Origin of the sequence: Paenibacillus sp. FSL R7-0026 (genome assembly GCF_038004485.1) — a bacterium.
In the GTDB taxonomy this organism is placed as follows: domain Bacteria; phylum Bacillota; class Bacilli; order Paenibacillales; family Paenibacillaceae; genus Paenibacillus; species Paenibacillus xylanexedens_A.
Genome location: NZ_JBBORG010000001.1, coordinates 3,605,123 through 3,623,599 on the forward strand (window position 1 = coordinate 3,605,123; position 18,477 = coordinate 3,623,599).

The window sequence follows — 18,477 nt, forward strand, 5'->3', positions numbered from 1 at the left end:
CTCCCGTAATAATTTTTCCTGAATAGGCGAAAAAGGCTGTCTTGCAACCATGTATTCATGGTTGGCGAGACGGCCTTTTATTAATTTTCAGCAAACTTTCCCGCATGTTATACACACTTCCCTCATCTGGTTTGTCCCGGACCAACCTCCCATTGTATCGTTTCCATATTATGTTGTAAAATGTAATGATACCAATGTTTGTGGATTGTTCACCAGAAAGGAGAACATCATGGCCAATCGGCTCCAGTTATTACTAGCCTCAGATTTCCATAATTTAGGCTCTGCACTTCAAGAAGAAGTGTATTATGAATATTATAATATGGTACATGGTCTTATCGTTTATATCATCAAGGAGCGTGCTGCAGCAGAAGATATTATTCAGGAAGCTTTTATCAAAATCATTAAAAACAAACCCATCTTTGAAGACGAGGTCAAACTGAAAGCCTGGCTCAAGGTTGTCACACGGAACACAGCTATTAATTATCTGAGAAAAAATAAAAATAACCGTAACCAATTGGATACGGATAGTGTTTTTATAGATATGGAGACGATGAATCAGACCGCAGCTTCCGTGGAAAGCATGGTAGAAACGCAGATGATGGAAGAGTCTATTGAATATTATCTCGGACAGCTCAAACCGGAATATCGTGTACTTGTTGAGTTACGGTGGAAAAAAGGTCTCTCTTACCGAGAGATGGCCGAACTACTGGATACCTCCGAAGACATTGTGAAGCAACGCTTGTTCAGAGCCCGTGGCAGTATCAAGAAGAAATTACATAAGGAATGGGGTGGAAGCATTGAGCAAAGGCAAGTCCGATAAAAACGTGGAGCGATTCGATTCAGAGCTGGAAGACGAATATTTCGACGCTGCGTTTGACCTGGCTTTTGATGAAGCTTTCCATCAGGCCGTCTCTGCCCCTTCCGCCTCCCATACCGAATCCATGCAGCAATCCTGGCAGAAGGTAAACAGGGAAATTAACAGAATCGGTTTACGTAAAAAAAGAATACGTACCTTGCGACTTTCAGTCGTCGTAGCTGCGTCCGTGACCATCGGGGCCGTTATTTTCAGCCTGCCGTCCGGTACGCAAGCGGTATCCCCTTTTGTGCAATCCATCAAAGATTGGGGTAATGGCATGAAATCCGTTATCATTGAGGATCGCACGACCCAACTGGGGGCTGATCCGTCAACAGCCAAAACGCCTCCACCACCGGAAACCAGCTTAGACGACATTCTTAAAGTACAAGAAGAAGAAGCTCTTAATACACCTTCGTATGAGTTATCGAGCCATCTGTTTCGTCCAGTACTTGTTACGGAAGAGATCGCACGCGAAGGGTTCATGGGTGACTTTCTGTTATCCAATGCCATTCCCGAGCGATTCAACAAGGTCAAATTCGAACTCGTGCTTGATACTGAAAACCCTGTGAATCCAGACGATTATTATGAGTCCACACAAATGAGAGTTCAATATACCAGTGAAGGCAAGAGCATAGAGGATGAGATTATCCAGTTTGATTATGTCCATGTCATGCCTGGGGAGAAAATTGAAGGGGCCATGCTTCGTGACATGAGCACCGTAAAGCTGGCGGATGGCTCGGAAGCACTGATGTATATCGGCCCACCCTATAACTCCTTTCAGTGGATGATGGGTTCCAACAATATGAGTCTGTTTGGCACCCTTTCGGAAGAAGAAATGACTGCTATTGCCAACGATTTTCAAGAGCAGAAGTTTCCCGGCAGCACCCGTCGATAAGATCAGAATAACACGGTGCCAGAGACATGTTTGCTTGTTTCCGTGGTACTTCCATCATACGCTGTATGAATACTGGTAACGCGATAATAATATCCTGGCATAACGGTCCAATCCGATGCGGCATTCAGTAAGTTTGTATTCGTTGCATTGTTGGAATTCGTTTTAAAAGTTACCCATGCTGTTCCTGTCCAGCGCTCAAGTCGATAATCTACGGAAAGTGTCTTCATTGCTGTATATGTCATGGTCTTGGTATTGACGATAGCCGATAGTCCACCCCCAGGAATGAGTGCACCGACCGCTTGATAGATATGTCCAAGTTCTCGAGTGTTAGCAAGCGAATGGATGGATGGTTCCGGCGGAGGTGGGGGTGTAAGGGCACCAGAGGACACGTTGATCATCGGGCTTGCAACGGCTGGTTCGGACGTAGGTATAGCCAGCATTGTTGGCACCATTAACAAGGCAACAAGGGTTATTTTTAGCATAGATGCTGCACTCTTATTATTCATTTTCCGCATATTGATCCATCCTCCGCTTCCATACTTGATTTTGTGTAAGGGTATAAACGGACGGATCGGGTGACAGGTTTCAAAAAAAAATTAGACGCTCCGATGTTTCTGTCGGCAGCGTCTTTTATCTTTGTATGCATCTCCAGCATGGTTGAAACCTAAATTATTCCAGCCCGTATGTATTGGGTAATGGATACACAAAACCATATGAACCAACAAGGTTTGCAAATGAGGTGTATAACTTGAGTAAATTTCAATCCAAATCCAGAAGGCATCGTCACAGCTCCAATCCGAATGAACTACATATCGAAGTTTCCGGCTCGTTCAAACGTTGGCTTGTTATCTTGGTGAGTGCGCTTACCGCAGGGACCTTAATATATTTCTTGGCTACAGCTCGGGAAAGCTGGATAAGCATGGGGATTGACCGCTATGTATTGCCCTTTATGATCTGGGGACTTGTACTGTCCCCCGTCCTTGCTTTTCTTTTCCTCAAGCAGAGCGGACGAACCCTTTCCCATGTCAAATTTTTACGTGTTTTCGGGATTGCTTTCTGCCTTCTGCCTCTGGTACTTCTGTTTTATGTGTTACCCGTAACACTTGGCATGGTGAATGATCACCTGACCCAGTTTAAGCAAAATCCCGTGTTATCCACCACTAAGGTGGGGGACTACAATTTTTACGAGGTTACTTTTGTCGATACGCCTATGTACGCCATCATCACCATTAAGACACCGACAACAACCCAATCCACTCGAAAAAAGCTGAATATTCAGTATGATCTCGCTCCTGGAGAGAATGTTTACGTCACTTATAAGCGAATTTCTATCGAGAATAGCTTGGTCACGGAGAATCGTTACGCCGATGTTGTCATTCATGCACCCAAAGAATCATGAGCATGCAAAAAAGCTGTACGATGACCATTACGTCACCATACAGCTTCATCTGTTACAATTTCGATCTGGCTACGCGCCTTCTTCTTCAACCAATAGTTCCAGCTTAATCACATTTACTCGGGAAATCCGCTTATGTTCTGTCTCTTGAATGACAAATACATAACCCCCATACTCAACCGATTGACCAACCTCAGGTGGAATGGCATCTACTCTGGAGTATAACCAGCCCCCGATGGTATCATAATCGGCACGATCCATCTCCAGTCCGAATCGTTCACTGACTTCTTCAATCAGCATCAATCCATCAATAGAGTATTCCATCTCATCCACTTGTTCAATGACAGGACGCTCATGGTCGAATTCATCCTGAATCTCGCCTACGATCTCTTCCATAATATCTTCAAGTGTGACCAGCCCGGAGGTTCCTCCGTATTCATCAATCAGTATAGCAATCTGTGTCTTGCTACGCTGCATTCGCTTGAGCAGATCACTGATCAGGGTGGTATCTGGCACAGCCAGGATGGGCCGGATTACGGAGATGGTATCCGTAAGCTGGGATCGCATCAGATCCTTAATGTGAATAAAGCCGATAATATGATCCTTGTCTCCGTTATATACCGGATACCTTGTTCGCATACTTTCACTGGCAATCTCCAGATTCTCCAGCATGGACTCATTGGCATTCAGACAGATCATCTCCGTCCGCGGAATCATAATTTCACGGGCGGTTGTATCCGTAAAATCAAATATATTATCAACAAGTGCTAATTCAGTGTTATCAATTAAACCGCTCTTATTGCTTTCTTTCATGAGAATACGTAATTCATCTTCACTATGCGCGTCGTCCATCTCCGAAGCTGGTGCCATTCGGAACAGTCTCAATAAGCCGTTAGCCATACCGTTCAGTGCCCATATGAATGGATACATTAACTTGTAGAAGAACGTTAGCAAAGCCGCAGACCACAACGTGATCGTCTCAGACTTTCGAATCGCCATCGTTTTGGGAGCAAGTTCTCCCAGTACAATGTGCAAGATCGTAATAATCACAAATGCAATGGCAATAGAGATTCCATGAACGTAGACTGGTCCCAGTCCAAATGCAGTAAACATGGGCTCTAACAGATGTGCAATTGCCGGTTCTCCCAGCCACCCGAGTCCCAGTGAAGCCAAAGTTATACCTAGTTGGCAAGCTGATAGATATGCATCCAGATTACGTACGATATTGGAAGCATAGATGGCATTTTTGTTGCCTGTTTCCACCAAAGCCTCAATCCGACTTCCACGAACCTTTACCATCGCGAATTCCGCCGACACAAAGAAACCATTCATTAATACAAGTAAACCAATGATTACTAAATTTAAAATACTCGGTAAGGGGTCACTCAAATTTTCATCCTATTCGCCGTCATTCTTCGGCAAATAGGTCCACCTCCTTCGAAAATGTAGGATATTAGCCATTCTGCCGTTCATATGCAATTTCAACTTCCCAATGCTTCCACCTCCACCTTGTTCTGTCGAATAACAAAGATATGCTTCTTTTATTATATAATTCTACACTACACAGTCAATCCGTGTCCTATGACAACGAAATGGCAGAAACGCCTTTTTTCTTTAACAAAAGTCTCGATTACGCTGTTTTTTTAACATTTCACAAACAATGATCTAACTAAACCAAAGAGAGTATCCTCGCTTATGCTTCCGCATGGCTGAATACTCTCTTTTTGCAATACTGTTATTTTCTCAGATTCTATCCGCCGATTACGATGTCGACTCAATCTCCACTACGGTTTCCGAAGCGGGATTCCAGCGCCACTTCGCTCGTCCCCCGCTTGCGTTATGCAATCCACCGATCCAGAATTCATCCTGCTTCAGCAATGCCCAATCGACTTCTCCATTCAACACCTGAATTCCGAGTTCCGTTAGCGACAGGATTCCGTCACGGAATTTTTCATCATGCTGCTTGAAATTAGGGAAAGTGGTTGCACCGCTCATCTGAAGAAGGGCATGAGGTCCTTCTGTCATCCGCTTCAGATGTGCCCAGTATTCAAGATCACCCATCCCGAGAATATGCAGCTTGTCTCCTACCTCGCGAAATAATGGATACGGATGCTCCACACCTGCTCTAATAGTCTCCAGTGTTGCCTGCTCAATGAGTCCCAGACCGTTCGATACAGATGGCAGACGGGACAAATGTGCCTTAAAGGCAGCTTTCGCAAAGGGTAGCGCAGAAGTGTCTGCCTGCAAGTAATCCAGATGATGCCGGAAATCAGTCGACGTATAGGCTTCCCAGAACTGCGCACCAGCTTGTAACTCGTTTTTCTCAATCACATGCCAACTACCGGACAGACGTTCAATCTGTGTGGAGGTAAGCTGTCCCAGTCCTCTAAAATGCTCAATCTCTGGATACGAGTCAATACAGAGCAGATTCAGTTTCGTATTCTGGAGTGCTTGTCCTTTGAAATAATGTAACAGATACGATAACATCGTCTGATCATAGAGATCGTATTCGAACCATAAGACAATTTCCTTGTATTGTTGAAACGAATGCAACTTGCGTTCAAGTTCCTCAATCTTCAAGTATTCCGCCTGTGGAATGCCCAACTGTTGTTCTAACACGGATGCCCGATTCTGCCGCTCCTTCGTATCTCCCATTTCTTTGGCTACCGGGCCGAACGTGTACAACTCTCTCCATACCAGGATGTCTCCCTGAATTCCACTCTCTCTTAAACGATTGGCAGCGTGATCCCCATTCATAATGTGTAACAATCCTTTTCCTCCTTCATACAAGTCACTGAATACAGAGACCAGATCCCTTACAGGCATAGAGCGCTTGAGTTTGGATCGGGCATCGAACAGTCTTTTCTTTAATGCAGGTACCTTCACCCCGAGGAAATCCGATATTTCCTTGAGCGAGTATCCTTCCAAATAAAACAGTTCAACAGCAATCCGCATCGATGATGGCAGTATTGCAATAGAATCACGTAGCGTACGATGCATTTCGTTTTGCACCGCTTGTTTTTCCGGATTATGCACCTGATCCTCTTCATGGAAAACATGCTCCAGCTCCTGAACTGGAATCATGGTATGCTGCTTGCGTCGTAGCCAGCGATAACACTGTCTCTCCACGATTACCTTGAACCACCCGGGAAAAGCCTCAGGAGCTTCCAGCTTGGACAGATTGCCAAAGGCTTCAGTAAACGCCTCCTGCACGACATCTTCTGCCCAAAATGTATCCCCCAGTCGGTGGTAGGCAACAGCAAGTGCCATCCCGCGATATTGAGACATCAGTTGTGCGTAAGCTTCGGATTCACCCTTCATCGCTCCTTCAATCCATGAATTCAATGCTATGGACTCCCTTCATATAAGCATGCTGCTTGTTCTATTCATGTATAAGTGCCATGTTATCGCCAAAAGGTTACGTCTGACTCTAAACCTAGAGTAACCTTCGTATATATGTTTATGTAAAAAGCTGTCCTGTCTGTGGATTACCTCCACATGCAGGACAGCGAAGTAAATCAGTATGTGTTAAACATGTCAGTTATCAATCAAAATGATGAGGGCCAATGATTATCTGCTTGGAGCTTGAGGGTAATTGCCTACCACTCCTGGATATTGATACAACAACGGCTCATCAAATGTAGCATAGTCAAAGTTGACCATCAACAGCATGATCCGTCTTCCTGTCTTCGGGTCACTGATGATAATATGGTCACGGCCCGCTGCTTCAATAATACCTTGGAATATGCGAGCGTTCCATTCTTTATTGCCTTCATATGTCATGTAGAACGTACCGAATTTACCAAGGTTCAGACGTAAAATATTCTCAATGTATGACTGCTCAAACTGTGGAGCCGTTGTTGTAATCACTGCACCCGTTGGTGTCATTGGGCTTCCACTGGATACGAGTGGGGGTACACTTGTGGAGCTTGGTGATACCATCCCTGGCGTTGGTGACATGGCAGGCATTCCGTTACCAATTTTGTAAGACGTACCTTGAACCTGAGAATTGGCTTGTTGACCCAACACAGAATTTGCTTGCTGACCCAGTGTTTGAGTCGTTGGTTGATAAGGCTGATTAATCATGGTGATTCCTCCCAAAATTTAATATACTTCCGGACAGTCATCGCCTGTCGGACTGAAGAAACAATGCGCTTTGAAACGTCCTGTATTTTGCTGGTCATACCACGTTGGTGGGCAGTCGCCCACAGGTCGGAAAAACCACAATGAATTGCTCGCTGGCCAGATGCGCTCTCCATTGATCACCCGTTGTGCGAGACGAATCTCGGACTGTCTTGCCCGTTGGTAGAAGTACCCCTTCTGTGTTGACTCGTAGCCTCCTGGATTCTGGAATACCATACGATTGATATCGCGAATATCCTTAAAGTCCAGACAATCCACCAGCACCCGGTTCACACCTACATTGCCCACAAGCAACATCCCCTGTTCGCCGTCACCTTCAGCCTCTGCCCTCATGAGCCTAGCCAGCAGCTTGACGTCCTCTGAGTTGGCTTTAATAACAGCCATAGTCTGTTTCCTCCCTTGTTTCAGCTGTTCATCACCGTACATCGTATTGTGCAGGAGCCCATTCGGTGACACGATTCCATCTTTTTTCCATAAAAAAAAGCCCGGAACCTCACCCAAGGTGAAGTCCCGAAGCAACTCGTTTCTTATAATACTCGCCTGTTTAAGGCTTGGCTTCAATCCAATAATCATAGGCATGAACAATGTTGCCTTGGTAAGCCTGATGTTCGGCCAGCAGATCCGGAAGCTTGGCAAGCTGAAGTTCCATCTCCGCTGCCCCTTTTTCATAAAAAGAAATATGAGGACCTTCGTGGTTCTGCTTCATTTCTACCGAAATCATCAACCTTTTACCCAAACGATCCGCGATCTCCATCTCCTGACTCACAACAGCAGCAATCCCATTGGAACCTTCGGCGTTGTTACGGAAAGCCATCAGCGACACATGATCGAGTGTACGGATTATAAATTCAGCCACAGATGTATCCTTTCCTGGCAACGCGAAGCTATCCAGCCATACAGCAAGGTCTGCGCTTGTTTCGAGATCACTGTCCTTCTTCGTTTCTTCCTGGAAAAATGTAATGTTGGCAGCCCATTCCGTCAACAGGGTGTCCCGACTATTCTCCCACTCTGGCAATGTGTAAGGCTCAATATCCAGATGGATGCCTTCAAATCGTTCATCCGGCTCGGATTCAGCATTATAGTTTTTCACATAATCAATCAAGCGCTTAATACGTGGACGATTCTCCTTTTTGCCCCAGATCGGATGTCCACCCATCGCATGGATCTCAATGCCCTGCGCTTTTGCCCGTTTCACAAAACTACGATAGCTGGAATAGGGTTGATCCAGATCCAAACGGACATACAACCAGTTAATATTCTGCTCTCTAGCAAACGCTAGTATGTGCTCTCCCCCGTCATTTGTCACCTGAGAGGCCTCCCAGATATACGTTCCCCGAATCTCAGGCTGATTGGATGGAATCTCCGGTGATGGCAGTTCCGACGGCTCCAGTTGTCCCCAGTATACGATGTCATGTACAGCAGAACCTGCGTAGGAACTATGCTTGCTGAATGCGGAGGCAACTTCTTCAATAACGCTTTCCAGTTGCGCTGCACCTTTCCCGGCAAATGACGTGAACTCCTCGCCAGGCATGGGCTTGGTGTTCAACCCAACCGTCACGCTCACATTGCTGGCATCGGCCCAGTTCATTTCCTGTTCAATCAAACGTATGATACCATTGTTCCCTTGCGCGTTATCACGGTAAGCGAGTAAAGTGACATGCTCCACTTGTTCAATGAACCAACGTGACAATGGTTCGTTATCTGCATCCTCAGAAACTCTATTTCCTGTGACGGTATAGGAATCCAGCCAAAATGGCAGGTCTATATTCACTCTAACTGCGCCATCCTGTCTTACTTGCTCAAATAACAGATTCATATTGGCTACCCAGGATTGTACCAGTTGCTTAGCATCTTCTTGCCAGGCTGGTAACACATAGGGCTTGATATCCAGATGTATGGCATCAAATTGCTCGTTGGGCTCAGTAGCTTGATTGTAATCACTTACCCACGACGCTAATCTGAGCATGGGGCCTTCACGACCACTGAGTGCCCAGGATGGATCGCCTCCCAGCGCTTCAACCGCAATACCTGCACGGCTTGCTTTGGCTATAAACGTCTGGTATACCTCCTTGGACAGCGTCATGTCTACATTCACGTACAGCCTGTTTATCTTATGTTTAGCTGCATTGGCCAACAGCTCATCTCCGTTGCTAACAGACTGTGCCTGCCATACCCAGGCTGCCCGTATATCTGCGCCGTCAGCTTCAGCAGGTGACTCATTCCCTATCATTATCATCCCTCCGATCAGCAGTAACAGCCAAAATACCTTCCGGGATTGTTTCCCGAACATATACTCCCTCCATTCCTCTACTGTTGTAAAATCACATTTATTATAGCAACCGAGTTATTAAAAACAAATAAGCCCAAGTGCTTAACTTGGGCTTATTACTCTTAATTTGGGACAGCTTAGGGCTCGCCCGGTTCAATCCCGGTTCTAGTCCTCATATATCATTTTTCGGGTCATGCCTCCATCAATAACGAGGTTGGTCCCTGTGACAAAGGTATTGCTTGGGTCAGACAAATATAGACAAGCACGGGAGATATCCGAAGGAACACCCACACGACCGGAGGGATGCTGTTCATGATCCTCCTTTTTCAATTTCTCCACGTCTCCTGTCTCAATCCATCCCGGACTGATACAATTGACCCGAATTTGGTCTTTGCCCAGTGAGACCGCCAGCGCATGTGTCAGAGCTACAATCGCTCCTTTGGATGCGGCATAAGCTTCGGTATCAGGCTCAGACATCAGTGCACGTGTAGAAGCCATGTTGATAATGGCACCCCCGTGTTCATTGCTTTTCATATGTTTGGCTGCTTCCCGACTCGCCAAAAAGCAACTTCTCACATTGGTATTGAGTACATCGTCCCATTCTTCCAGCGTTAGCTCATAGGGTGATTTCCACTTGGCGAGTCCTGCATTATTCACCAGAACATCGATTTGCTTGAATTCTTCCACGGTTGTACGAAAAAGATTCGTAATATCCTGCTCGCTGCGAACATCACATTGAACAAAGATCGCTTCTCCGCCTTCATTGCGAATGGAAGCTGCGGCTGCGGCACCCTCGGCTTCCTTGTGATCGGCAAGTACAACTTTGGCTCCAGCGACCGCATAAGCCTCGGCCACACTTCGTCCTATCCCTTGAGCGGCACCGGTTACAACAACGACCTGATCTGTAAATGACATATTGATTGCCTCCTCTATTGTAATGATCCTTTGATCATAATCTCATTAAGCCTCTTCTTATATAAAAACACGTTAGCCCCATTAAGAAACGCTTGTCCAGCAAATAATCAAAAAAAGCTCACGCCATCCTGGCGCAAGCTGCTCAGTTTAACCACGTAGGCGTTCAGAATATACGCGATTATATCGCTCGAAGCCTACATAACGCGTTCCTTTGAACGAGAGCCGTCCTTCATCCCCCTCAGCACACAGGCCATACTCTTCGCCATTGACTTTGAATTCGAGCCGATCTCCACTTTCGACTTCAAAGGTGACGTAGTATAACGTTCGTGCTGTACTGCCCGGTTCAGATTGCGACTGACTCATCTTCATCCGTCTGCTGGTGATTCGTGAAGGCACGGTCAATAGCGGCTCCGAGTTGTTGCGTCCCCACCTCCATACCTCCTTTCCCATCGACAGAAGAACTATACCTATAATCAGAACAAATACAACCGGAAAGACGGTTCCAAACAAATCAAACATCCAGGATGATTCAATGCCCATGTCTCTCCCTCCGTTCATACAACTTAGGACAGCCGGAGTCTTGACCCGTCTCCAGTAATGTATATGCACGTAAACAAGGAACTTGTTATCCGGATTGAAATCCAACGATGTGAAGGGAAAAACCCTCCGGCAGAATACCGAAGGGTTGCTTCATACGAAAATAAGTACTATTTCATTATCTAATACCCTGCTGCCTGGCAGCCATGTTTTACTTAAAGGTTGTTGCAAATCGTTGATCCGACAATATAACCTGATTAACCTGTCCCTCTTTTGTCAGCATAAACGATGCACGATAGATAGCCAGATCATCTTTTTCCGCTTGCAGCGACTTCTCATCCAGGAATGTTTCCTTCTGAATATGATAGGCATAATCGATATTACGTTCAGACTCGACTAAAACATGTTCCTTGCCATGCAGATCGAGAATCTCTTGATGTGTCATCCCCGCCTCTGCCCCGCGAGCCGTCTTAAAGTACCCTTTCGAGTCCTTATTCAAGATGATACTAACGACTTTGGCATCCCTATAACCAATCGTGATCCCGTTATTGTATTGATAGGATTGACCCACACCGGTTGATGTTCCCTCACCGAGGATTTTCTCCGCTTCTTCCTGACTCATTCCATACGCAATCTTATCCTCACTGTCGGTTTTCGTCACAGCCAGATCCTGTTCTGAAAATTCGTTTGGATTGAACTTGCTATTGCTGCAAGCCGTGATCATGATTAATAATAATGCCGCAACAACCCATGTTATTTTTCTCCAGTGTCCATTCTTCATGTACTCACCTCTGAGGTTTTTCTAATATTTTATCATATTAACTACTGAAAAAATAATTAGTGGTGACGTTTTCACCATTCCTCACAAAACAAAAAGGGTATCCGATATGTAGTTACTCCTGTACCAATATCCGCTCCAACTGAGATAACAGCCTCAGGTAAAGCACTGTTATCTCAGTTCAAGCAAACCCATGTTACCATTGTGGATGCATATTTAATAAAGTTGAGGAGAGTTTGCTAGCCTCTTAACGGATTCACGCTATTTGTGTGATCACAAGATGTGCCGATACAGGTCTTGTTCCGCCCGCAAGAGGCGTCATGGTTAATGCAGTGGGATTACCTGCTGGATTTCGTACAGTTAGTATTGAATTTATTACTGTTGTTTGCACGAGAGCCATTCCTGGCATCTGACTTGTACCTGTTGCCCGTCCCACTACTGAATTGAAAAGATCAGCACCATTGAGTGTTAACATAAGTTGCCCAGCTTCATTCATACTCCCCTGGAACATAACTAAATACGTACCAATGGCTGCCAGATTGAATGAACTAGGGCCCGTGCGAGAGATCGTCGTTCCACTTGTTGGACCATCTTGAGGGAAGTTAACATCTGCACCTGGAGCAACCGTTGCAGCATTATCAGGTGGCATCAGCGCGAAAAAGTCAGCGAACCCCAGTACGCCTCCAGCTGCTCCTGTCGCACCTGTAACTCCTGCGGCACCAGCCGGACCAGCTACTCCTGTCGCACCTGTCGCACCTACTGCTCCAGCGGGGCCTACCGCTCCTGTTGCACCAGCTGGGCCTGCCGGGCCTACTGCTCCAGCGGGTCCTACCGCTCCTGCTGCACCGGCTGGGCCTGCCGGGCCTACTGCTCCTGCAGCTCCTGTCGCACCCGTCGGCCCAACAGCTCCAGGAAAACCTTGAGGTCCAATTGCTCCGGCAGGTCCGGGATTACCTTGCGGACCTTGTGGCCCTACAGCCCCTGCTTCTCCCGGAATCCCCTGTGCTCCCATAGGTCCAGCAGGTCCGACCGGACCTTGAGAGCCTACCGCTCCAGCAGGACCAGGCTGTCCCTGAGGTCCTTGTGGTCCAGGTGGCCCCCCCGCTGGTCCTTGAGCTCCTGGTGGTCCTTCAACCCCTTGTTTACCTGGAATACCTTGTACGCCCTGTACGCCTTGTATACCTTGGGGTCCTGTTGGGCCAACAACAGTAGGGGTAGATATATTCACTTCTGGAGGAGGACATTTTACTTGAACAAATTTTTTGACCACTTTTAATCGGCGTTCTTTTCTTTTAACTTTACACGGATGTAACATTGCCTTTTTTCTCTTCATACGTTTCTTCACTTCTGAATGACTCACAGTGTGGACACCTCCCTATAGACATAGTTTAACGTACGTATGTAGATGATAAGATGCGTGGACGAACAACCATTTTAGTAAAAAAATCGGCTTATTTCCATTAAAAACAATAAAATGATATCACACCGCCCATACAGTTGATCTAAATTGGTCATAACCATCGATTGAGTCGAGCTGATTTACGTAACGATATTTGTTCACAAAAAAACTCATGCCGTTTGGGCATGAGTTGCATGATTTAACCACGCAGACGTTCCAAATAATACCGATTAGTTCGTTCAAAGCAAATATATCTTGTCCCTTGAAAGAGGGCCGTCTTAAATCTGCGTCGGATGTACGACGATATAGGAGTTTTGAGAAAAGGGCAACCATGACCTCCATAACGTGTTGAGTTCACTTATGCTGATTTTTCGATTGTAATATTCTTCATCACAATTAATCTTGTGATCTAACGATTCAGCCAAGTAAAAATGCGTTTCATCATAACCAACGACGGGAACAAAATGCAAATAACGTTGTTTGGGATGTACTCTAATAAATAAAATAACAGGTACACCCTGGCTGATCTGTCTTTTCAACGTATTCTCATTACCACGTAAGTACATTACTTGATATCCTAGCTTCCTGAAAAAAACAACGACCGCTTTAGGATATACCGTCCCATCCAGTAATTTGCGAGGATAGGTTTCATAAAGCTTTGTTCCGTTGGACTCCAAACCGAAATGTCTTAAGACAAACGCACTGGAAAATGCAGCGCATTCGTAGTTTTTCTGAATATCCAACCGATTTGAAGATTGAATGTAATATGTGCTTGGCACATTGACTGTGTACATGCGATCTTTCTTAGGAAAGCTGAAATAAAGGGAGATCACCCAGAGAATAATCAACCAAAGTAATACATTGAGAAACAATTCGTGACCTCCTTCGTCTCATCAAGATGTCTTTCAGGTGTTCATTCCTCGCACCAGTTCTTTAAAACCCATTCTTTAATTTGTTCAGCTACTCCCACTGCTGTAAGCTCTGTCGTATCAATTGTTTGCATTGGCGGGTCAAACGCAGTTTCCGAATTCTGGAGTAACCAGTTGGCAAAACTTTTGTGATCTTCAACCAGGTTCTCGTCCCACCCACGGGCTCTTAAACGTGTCTCGCGAGTAACATCGTCACAATGCAAATTCATATATAGAATTCGATCAAATCGATCGATGTAATCGGACGATGCAATATTTTCCGGCACCATCGTTCCACATAAAACAGTCCCTCGTCCACTTAGCGATATGTTATACGCAATCCTCAACCAATTCTCTTTGGCAATCTGCCAATCCACGTTATCGATGATATCCATATCAAAGACGTCCAATTCGGGAAGTTGCTTGCGAACAAGCGAAGAGATCGTTGTTTTTCCTGTCCCACTTGCGCCTGTCACTATAAACAGCGGTAATTTTCTCATAACAAGCTCCTTTAGTTAAAATAAATTTTGATTTATTACGTTCTCCATTGATCTGCTTTCAACCCATAAATAATCCTGTTTAAATATGCACCATTAATATATTCGTAATCTCTTAATTCACCTTCACGTTGAAAGCCTAATTTTTCAGGAATTGCGCGGCTTTTGAAGTTGTCTGTTGCTACGCCAATTTCAACTTTATTTAATTCAAGTTCATCAAATGCGTGAGCAATTAACACTTTAATCGATTTTGTAATAAGTCCCCTACCCTCATATTCCTGACCTAGCCAATATCCTATTTCAGTCTTCTTGTTTTCTTGATCAATGTATAAGTATCCAATAGAACCAGCAAGCTCGTCTCCACACCAGATTCCTAACCAATAACCATCATCTTGAGCATAGCGTATACGTGTTCCCTTGATGAAATTTCTTGAATCATCTTCTGTTAATGTCATACTGGGGAACTTCAACCACGCTCCTATATGATCCCTGTTTCGATCAATCAGATTATATAATTGGGGTGCATCTTTCATTGCCAATAGCGATATATAGGTAGCAGTATCCATTTGATATTTAAACATAGCCCACTCTCCGATTCGTTTCATTTATTCACCGTTTTCTCGCTTTAACCACAAAGGATACAGGTAACATCTTCGCTCTTTTAAGGAGACTATCGCTATTATTATGTAATTGCATGATATCCTCATCGGATTCTTCTATCATTTGTTCAATGACAAACCCCGCTTTCGCTAACGCATTGACATAGGTTGATATTTGACGATCAGCCAAGGTTAATTCACCCTGACAAAAGTCAGGAGATACCGCATACCACGATTCATCAGAATATGGCTTATTGAAGACAAATCTATCATTTTCTTCAACGACACATCTATGAATTGGATGAGACCAGCTGAAAATAAAAATGCCATCTTTCTTTAAATAAGAAGCGATTCGGCTGAAGGTAACTTCAAGATCGGTTGTCCAACCTATGGCATAAATCGAATACACAGCGTCAAAATAATTCGTAGGAATCCCACATTCCTCTTCCATGGGTGAACATATCAATGTTGCAGAAATACCGTTTGTTCTCAAGTGTTGCTGTGTCTTTTCTATCTGTTTCTGGGATATATCCATACCCCATAGCTCACCAGCTTTGCGGTCTCCATGATACTGCAAGGATTGACCATTTCCACAGCCCACCTCTAACATCTTTAATCCTGAGACATCACCAAAAAGCTGGTGTTTTTCTTCTGAGATAAATGCTCCATAATGTGGAAGCACGATTGCTCTCAAAAAGTCATTCCCTTTTGTATCCCAATAAAAGCTGTTTGTTTCATAAACACTGTGCTTGTTCATCTGATAGCCTCCTTTATAAACTACATTCAGAACATTACTTGTTACCTTCGTTGAAATATGTAATCTCATTGCCATTAAGTAAGCTTTTAAAGCCGTTCTTATAGTAAGGCATAAGCTCATCTGCCTGTGTTATATCCAACCATGCAATCTCAGAGATTTCGTCTGGTCTTGATATCTCCTCATTCCCTCCGACGATTTCCGCTCTGAATGTGATAAAAATGGCATGTTCTTTGATTCCTTCAAATTTACACTCGTTTATTGCTACAATGCCGTGGACGCCAACATCAAGTCCTGTTTCTTCTTTGGCTTCCCTGATTGCTGCTTGTTCCCATGATTCATCGGCTTCAACAGCTCCGCCAGGCAGCGACCAGCTTGAACGCCCTACATTTCTTACTGCAAGCACTTTAGATTTGGATGGATTGGTTAGTAGTGAGTATACAACATCGACTCATTTCATTGATTGAACTTCCTTCTTGGAATGGACCTTCAAATCTTTTTCGTTCATCATGACTACTTAGAACCTGCCTAACTTATCAATTTTTTGTTATTTTCTATTGTTTGTTCTTCTATATATTTTTTAATAATCATTTCTCCTTCAGTTGAATTCAAAAATTCTCTTATCTCATTCCCTTTTGATTTTTCCAGCGAAGTAGATTCTTCACTTTCAGTTTTAAATCCAAGTAACATTATTGCTATTCCTAGGCTAATTAAAGTGAAAAAATCACTATAAGTATTCACCTCTTTAACAGAGATAGCGACCTTTATATTAGGCAAAACTATGATAGCCATCACTGCACATCCAAGAAACAATGGGCGAAAACTAGATAAAACCTTGCTAAGTTTCAAACCCTTACTTGCCATTATTCTTTTAATCACAAATTCCATTAAGTCATATAGGATAAGAAAAAATGCTGCTATCGATATGTATAACAACCACTTACCAGTCACATTAATATAAGGAGTTAGTCTTAAGATTGATAAAATAATGAAGCTAACTCCGACCACTTTAGTAAAGGTTGCGTTCAATGTAATTCCCCCTATTGTAGTTTTGGTCAATTAACGAATAATTGTAAAGTTTCCAAAAAAAAAAAATTAGACAACACCACGCTTTTCCGGAAACTTTTAAATATTATTCTTATCACTGAACTCAATGCAAAAAGGTTGCATCTCAGGTTTTAAACAATACTCTATTCTTTCTCTGAAGTTTTTCCATTCGACTTTTAAAATGGCTTCTTCAATTGGAAAGAAACCAGACTCTAAACTCTCCAATGATGTCGTTAATTCTCCTCCTATCGGTTTGGCTAGAAATAATGTGTTACATATTGAATTTTCGATATTTTGAAATATTCCACAGAATTTGATAATTTCAATGTCTATTCCGGACTCCTCTTTCGTTTCTCTGATCGCAGCTTGACTTAGGGATTCTCCTTCTTCTACTTGACCACCTGGCATTTCCCAACCTCTTCGTGGTCCTCTAATAAGTAATAATTCATTTTGTTCGTTGATCACGATTGCAGCGGCAGATAAGATATGTTTTGGAGGGCTCATTTGTTTTACTCCTTCTAAAGAGATTGGATATGCATTTGAAGAACAATTTTTAGCCAGACTAAAAGAAGTTATATATCCCGTCTTCAAAATAATTATATTCTTCATCCGTTATTCTTAACTTTCCATACCCGTTATAAAATATTTCTCTATCTCTTTCATTATCAAACGCATTATGTTTCGGTCTAATGGCTAATGCTACATCATATCTTGGATCACCATAAGCGGCACCTGCCCAGTCAATAACTCCAACAATATTACAATCATTAACTAGCACATTATCTATAGTAAAATCTCCATGAATGAAAGTGTTCTCTATTGGTTTTGGTCTTGCTTCTTTTAACTGTTGAAGTAGTTCTACTGATCCGTCTACAGCAAAGTGAGTAAGATTATATTCTGCTTTATTAAGCATTGTATCTAACCAAGGACTGTTATTGTTCAATAATTCAACAGGACAAGAGCATTCATGTATTTTCTTTAAACAAAGCCCAAAGTTAAAAATCGCTTTTTCTTTACTTTGGAGGTCAGGCATCTTAGAGAGAAATTCTCTTAAACTTATTCCGTCAATATAATCGATCAGAAGCCATCTCGATGTGTCCTCAGTATGAAATGAATATACCTTTGGAACAGGGAGTCCCGTACGGTAAAGGTATTGGAGCACCTTATATTCATCTAATAACCATTCATTATAAAGATCGTTTTCTGTCTTCTTAATGATGTACTTTTGGCCGAACGTATCCAGAATAGCCACAGTAGAAGTATGACCTTGCTTAGGAAAAGTGATTTTCTGAACTTTCCCTATATGTTCTTTTATTTCAATGGGGAGATCTTGAATATTCATAGTTTATCCTTTCTACAATTTCATGCTCTTTCTCTTTCAGATAAATTCAATACAACAATTCCACATTTTGAGTCATTCACCTTAATTATTTCTATAATAACCCATGCTGCAATATTTGCGAAGTGAATTTAAGAGCGCATAC

20 protein-coding genes and 1 pseudogene are annotated in these 18,477 nt (G+C 43.6%); 3 read left to right on the top strand and 18 right to left on the bottom strand.

All coding sequences use genetic code 11. The annotated features are described in order from the left end of the window. Positions 1-229: 229 nt before the first annotated feature. Together MKY44_RS15845 and MKY44_RS15850 are read left to right on the top strand one after the other, a co-directional pair. On the top strand, positions 230-820 hold the full coding sequence (locus tag MKY44_RS15845) for an RNA polymerase sigma factor (RefSeq protein WP_074095416.1): 591 nt from the start codon (positions 230-232) through the stop codon (positions 818-820). Continuing rightward, entirely contained in the window at positions 798-1,751 is a 954-nt protein-coding gene (locus tag MKY44_RS15850) for a hypothetical protein (protein ID WP_341007826.1), read from the top strand. The genes MKY44_RS15845 and MKY44_RS15850 overlap by 23 nt, the downstream gene beginning before the upstream one ends. A 2-nt stretch (positions 1,752-1,753) precedes the next feature. Here the strand turns inward: MKY44_RS15850 and MKY44_RS15855 are convergent, their stop codons facing one another. Then, complete coding sequence (locus MKY44_RS15855) at positions 1,754-2,266, bottom strand: hypothetical protein (RefSeq protein WP_341007827.1); 513 nt, start codon at positions 2,264-2,266, stop codon at positions 1,754-1,756. A 233-nt stretch (positions 2,267-2,499) separates the two neighbouring features. On the opposite strand from MKY44_RS15855, the gene MKY44_RS15860 reads away from it, so the two are divergent. Then, a complete protein-coding gene (locus MKY44_RS15860; protein WP_341007828.1) occupies positions 2,500-3,150 on the top strand; it encodes a hypothetical protein in 651 nt (216 codons plus the stop codon). Positions 3,151-3,219: 69 nt separating this feature from the next. Here MKY44_RS15860 and MKY44_RS15865 read toward each other — a convergent pair whose 3' ends face one another. The 17 genes and pseudogenes from MKY44_RS15865 to MKY44_RS15945 form a co-directional block, all read right to left on the bottom strand. Continuing rightward, positions 3,220-4,536 (bottom strand): hemolysin family protein, encoded by a 1,317-nt coding sequence (locus MKY44_RS15865; protein WP_341007829.1) that lies wholly within the window; start codon positions 4,534-4,536, stop codon positions 3,220-3,222. A gap of 372 nt (positions 4,537-4,908) precedes the next feature. After that, complete coding sequence (locus tag MKY44_RS15870; protein WP_341007830.1) at positions 4,909-6,492, bottom strand: sigma-70 family RNA polymerase sigma factor; 1,584 nt, start codon at positions 6,490-6,492, stop codon at positions 4,909-4,911. Positions 6,493-6,717: 225 nt separating this feature from the next. After that, the gene (gene gerQ / locus MKY44_RS15875) at positions 6,718-7,176 is read right to left on the bottom strand and encodes a spore coat protein GerQ (RefSeq protein WP_036613981.1); all 459 of its coding nucleotides are present in this window, start codon (positions 7,174-7,176) and stop codon (positions 6,718-6,720) included. 75 nt (positions 7,177-7,251) lie between these two features. After that, entirely contained in the window at positions 7,252-7,674 is a 423-nt protein-coding gene (locus MKY44_RS15880; RefSeq protein WP_074095421.1) for a cell wall hydrolase, read from the bottom strand. A 160-nt stretch (positions 7,675-7,834) separates the two neighbouring features. Continuing rightward, positions 7,835-9,520 carry a hypothetical protein gene (locus MKY44_RS15885; protein ID WP_341007831.1) on the bottom strand — a complete coding sequence of 562 codons (1,686 nt, stop codon included), beginning with the start codon at positions 9,518-9,520 and terminating at the stop codon, positions 7,835-7,837. A gap of 204 nt (positions 9,521-9,724) precedes the next feature. Beyond that, entirely contained in the window at positions 9,725-10,474 is a 750-nt protein-coding gene (locus MKY44_RS15890; RefSeq protein ID WP_076250310.1) for a glucose 1-dehydrogenase, read from the bottom strand. A 147-nt stretch (positions 10,475-10,621) separates the two neighbouring features. Further along, positions 10,622-11,014, bottom strand: coding sequence for a DUF2500 domain-containing protein (locus MKY44_RS15895; RefSeq protein ID WP_017688132.1), 393 nt, complete (start codon positions 11,012-11,014; stop codon positions 10,622-10,624). A 208-nt stretch (positions 11,015-11,222) separates the two neighbouring features. Beyond that, complete coding sequence (locus MKY44_RS15900) at positions 11,223-11,792, bottom strand: hypothetical protein (protein WP_341007832.1); 570 nt, start codon at positions 11,790-11,792, stop codon at positions 11,223-11,225. A 253-nt stretch (positions 11,793-12,045) separates the two neighbouring features. Continuing rightward, positions 12,046-13,149, bottom strand: a complete 1,104-nt coding sequence (locus MKY44_RS15905; protein ID WP_341007833.1) for a collagen-like protein — start codon at positions 13,147-13,149, stop codon at positions 12,046-12,048. A gap of 317 nt (positions 13,150-13,466) precedes the next feature. Beyond that, positions 13,467-14,060, bottom strand: coding sequence for a C39 family peptidase (locus MKY44_RS15910; protein WP_341007834.1), 594 nt, complete (start codon positions 14,058-14,060; stop codon positions 13,467-13,469). Positions 14,061-14,101: 41 nt separating this feature from the next. Further along, entirely contained in the window at positions 14,102-14,596 is a 495-nt protein-coding gene (locus MKY44_RS15915; protein ID WP_341007835.1) for an AAA family ATPase, read from the bottom strand. A 35-nt stretch (positions 14,597-14,631) separates the two neighbouring features. Continuing rightward, complete coding sequence (locus MKY44_RS15920; RefSeq protein WP_339783319.1) at positions 14,632-15,174, bottom strand: GNAT family N-acetyltransferase; 543 nt, start codon at positions 15,172-15,174, stop codon at positions 14,632-14,634. Between the two features lie 28 nt (positions 15,175-15,202). Then, positions 15,203-15,949, bottom strand: a complete 747-nt coding sequence (locus MKY44_RS15925) for a class I SAM-dependent methyltransferase (RefSeq protein ID WP_341007836.1) — start codon at positions 15,947-15,949, stop codon at positions 15,203-15,205. 34 nt (positions 15,950-15,983) lie between these two features. Beyond that, positions 15,984-16,376, bottom strand: a pseudogene (locus MKY44_RS15930) (NUDIX hydrolase); the annotation flags it as partial. Between the two features lie 98 nt (positions 16,377-16,474). Further along, a complete protein-coding gene (locus MKY44_RS15935) occupies positions 16,475-16,975 on the bottom strand; it encodes a hypothetical protein (RefSeq protein ID WP_341007837.1) in 501 nt (166 codons plus the stop codon). A gap of 96 nt (positions 16,976-17,071) precedes the next feature. Further along, entirely contained in the window at positions 17,072-17,497 is a 426-nt protein-coding gene (locus tag MKY44_RS15940) for an NUDIX hydrolase (RefSeq protein WP_340914311.1), read from the bottom strand. Between the two features lie 58 nt (positions 17,498-17,555). After that, entirely contained in the window at positions 17,556-18,335 is a 780-nt protein-coding gene (locus tag MKY44_RS15945; RefSeq protein WP_341007838.1) for a phosphotransferase, read from the bottom strand. Positions 18,336-18,477: the final 142 nt, after the last annotated feature.

What these genes read in the sequence shown, in the direction of transcription:
- MKY44_RS15845 (WP_074095416.1), top strand. Translation starts at nt 230, where the DNA reads ATGGCCAATCGGCTCCAGTTATTACTAGCCTCAGATTTCCATAATTTA.
- MKY44_RS15855 (WP_341007827.1), bottom strand. Translation starts at nt 2,266, where the DNA reads ATGCGGAAAATGAATAATAAGAGTGCAGCATCTATGCTAAAAATAACC.
- MKY44_RS15880 (WP_074095421.1), bottom strand. Translation starts at nt 7,674, where the DNA reads ATGGCTGTTATTAAAGCCAACTCAGAGGACGTCAAGCTGCTGGCTAGG.
- MKY44_RS15885 (WP_341007831.1), bottom strand. Translation starts at nt 9,520, where the DNA reads ATGATAGGGAATGAGTCACCTGCTGAAGCTGACGGCGCAGATATACGG.
- MKY44_RS15890 (WP_076250310.1), bottom strand. Translation starts at nt 10,474, where the DNA reads ATGTCATTTACAGATCAGGTCGTTGTTGTAACCGGTGCCGCTCAAGGG.
- MKY44_RS15895 (WP_017688132.1), bottom strand. Translation starts at nt 11,014, where the DNA reads ATGGGCATTGAATCATCCTGGATGTTTGATTTGTTTGGAACCGTCTTT.
- MKY44_RS15900 (WP_341007832.1), bottom strand. Translation starts at nt 11,792, where the DNA reads ATGAAGAATGGACACTGGAGAAAAATAACATGGGTTGTTGCGGCATTA.
- MKY44_RS15915 (WP_341007835.1), bottom strand. Translation starts at nt 14,596, where the DNA reads ATGAGAAAATTACCGCTGTTTATAGTGACAGGCGCAAGTGGGACAGGA.
- MKY44_RS15920 (WP_339783319.1), bottom strand. Translation starts at nt 15,174, where the DNA reads ATGTTTAAATATCAAATGGATACTGCTACCTATATATCGCTATTGGCA.
- MKY44_RS15925 (WP_341007836.1), bottom strand. Translation starts at nt 15,949, where the DNA reads ATGAACAAGCACAGTGTTTATGAAACAAACAGCTTTTATTGGGATACA.
- MKY44_RS15940 (WP_340914311.1), bottom strand. Translation starts at nt 17,497, where the DNA reads ATGAGCCCTCCAAAACATATCTTATCTGCCGCTGCAATCGTGATCAAC.
- MKY44_RS15945 (WP_341007838.1), bottom strand. Translation starts at nt 18,335, where the DNA reads ATGAATATTCAAGATCTCCCCATTGAAATAAAAGAACATATAGGGAAA.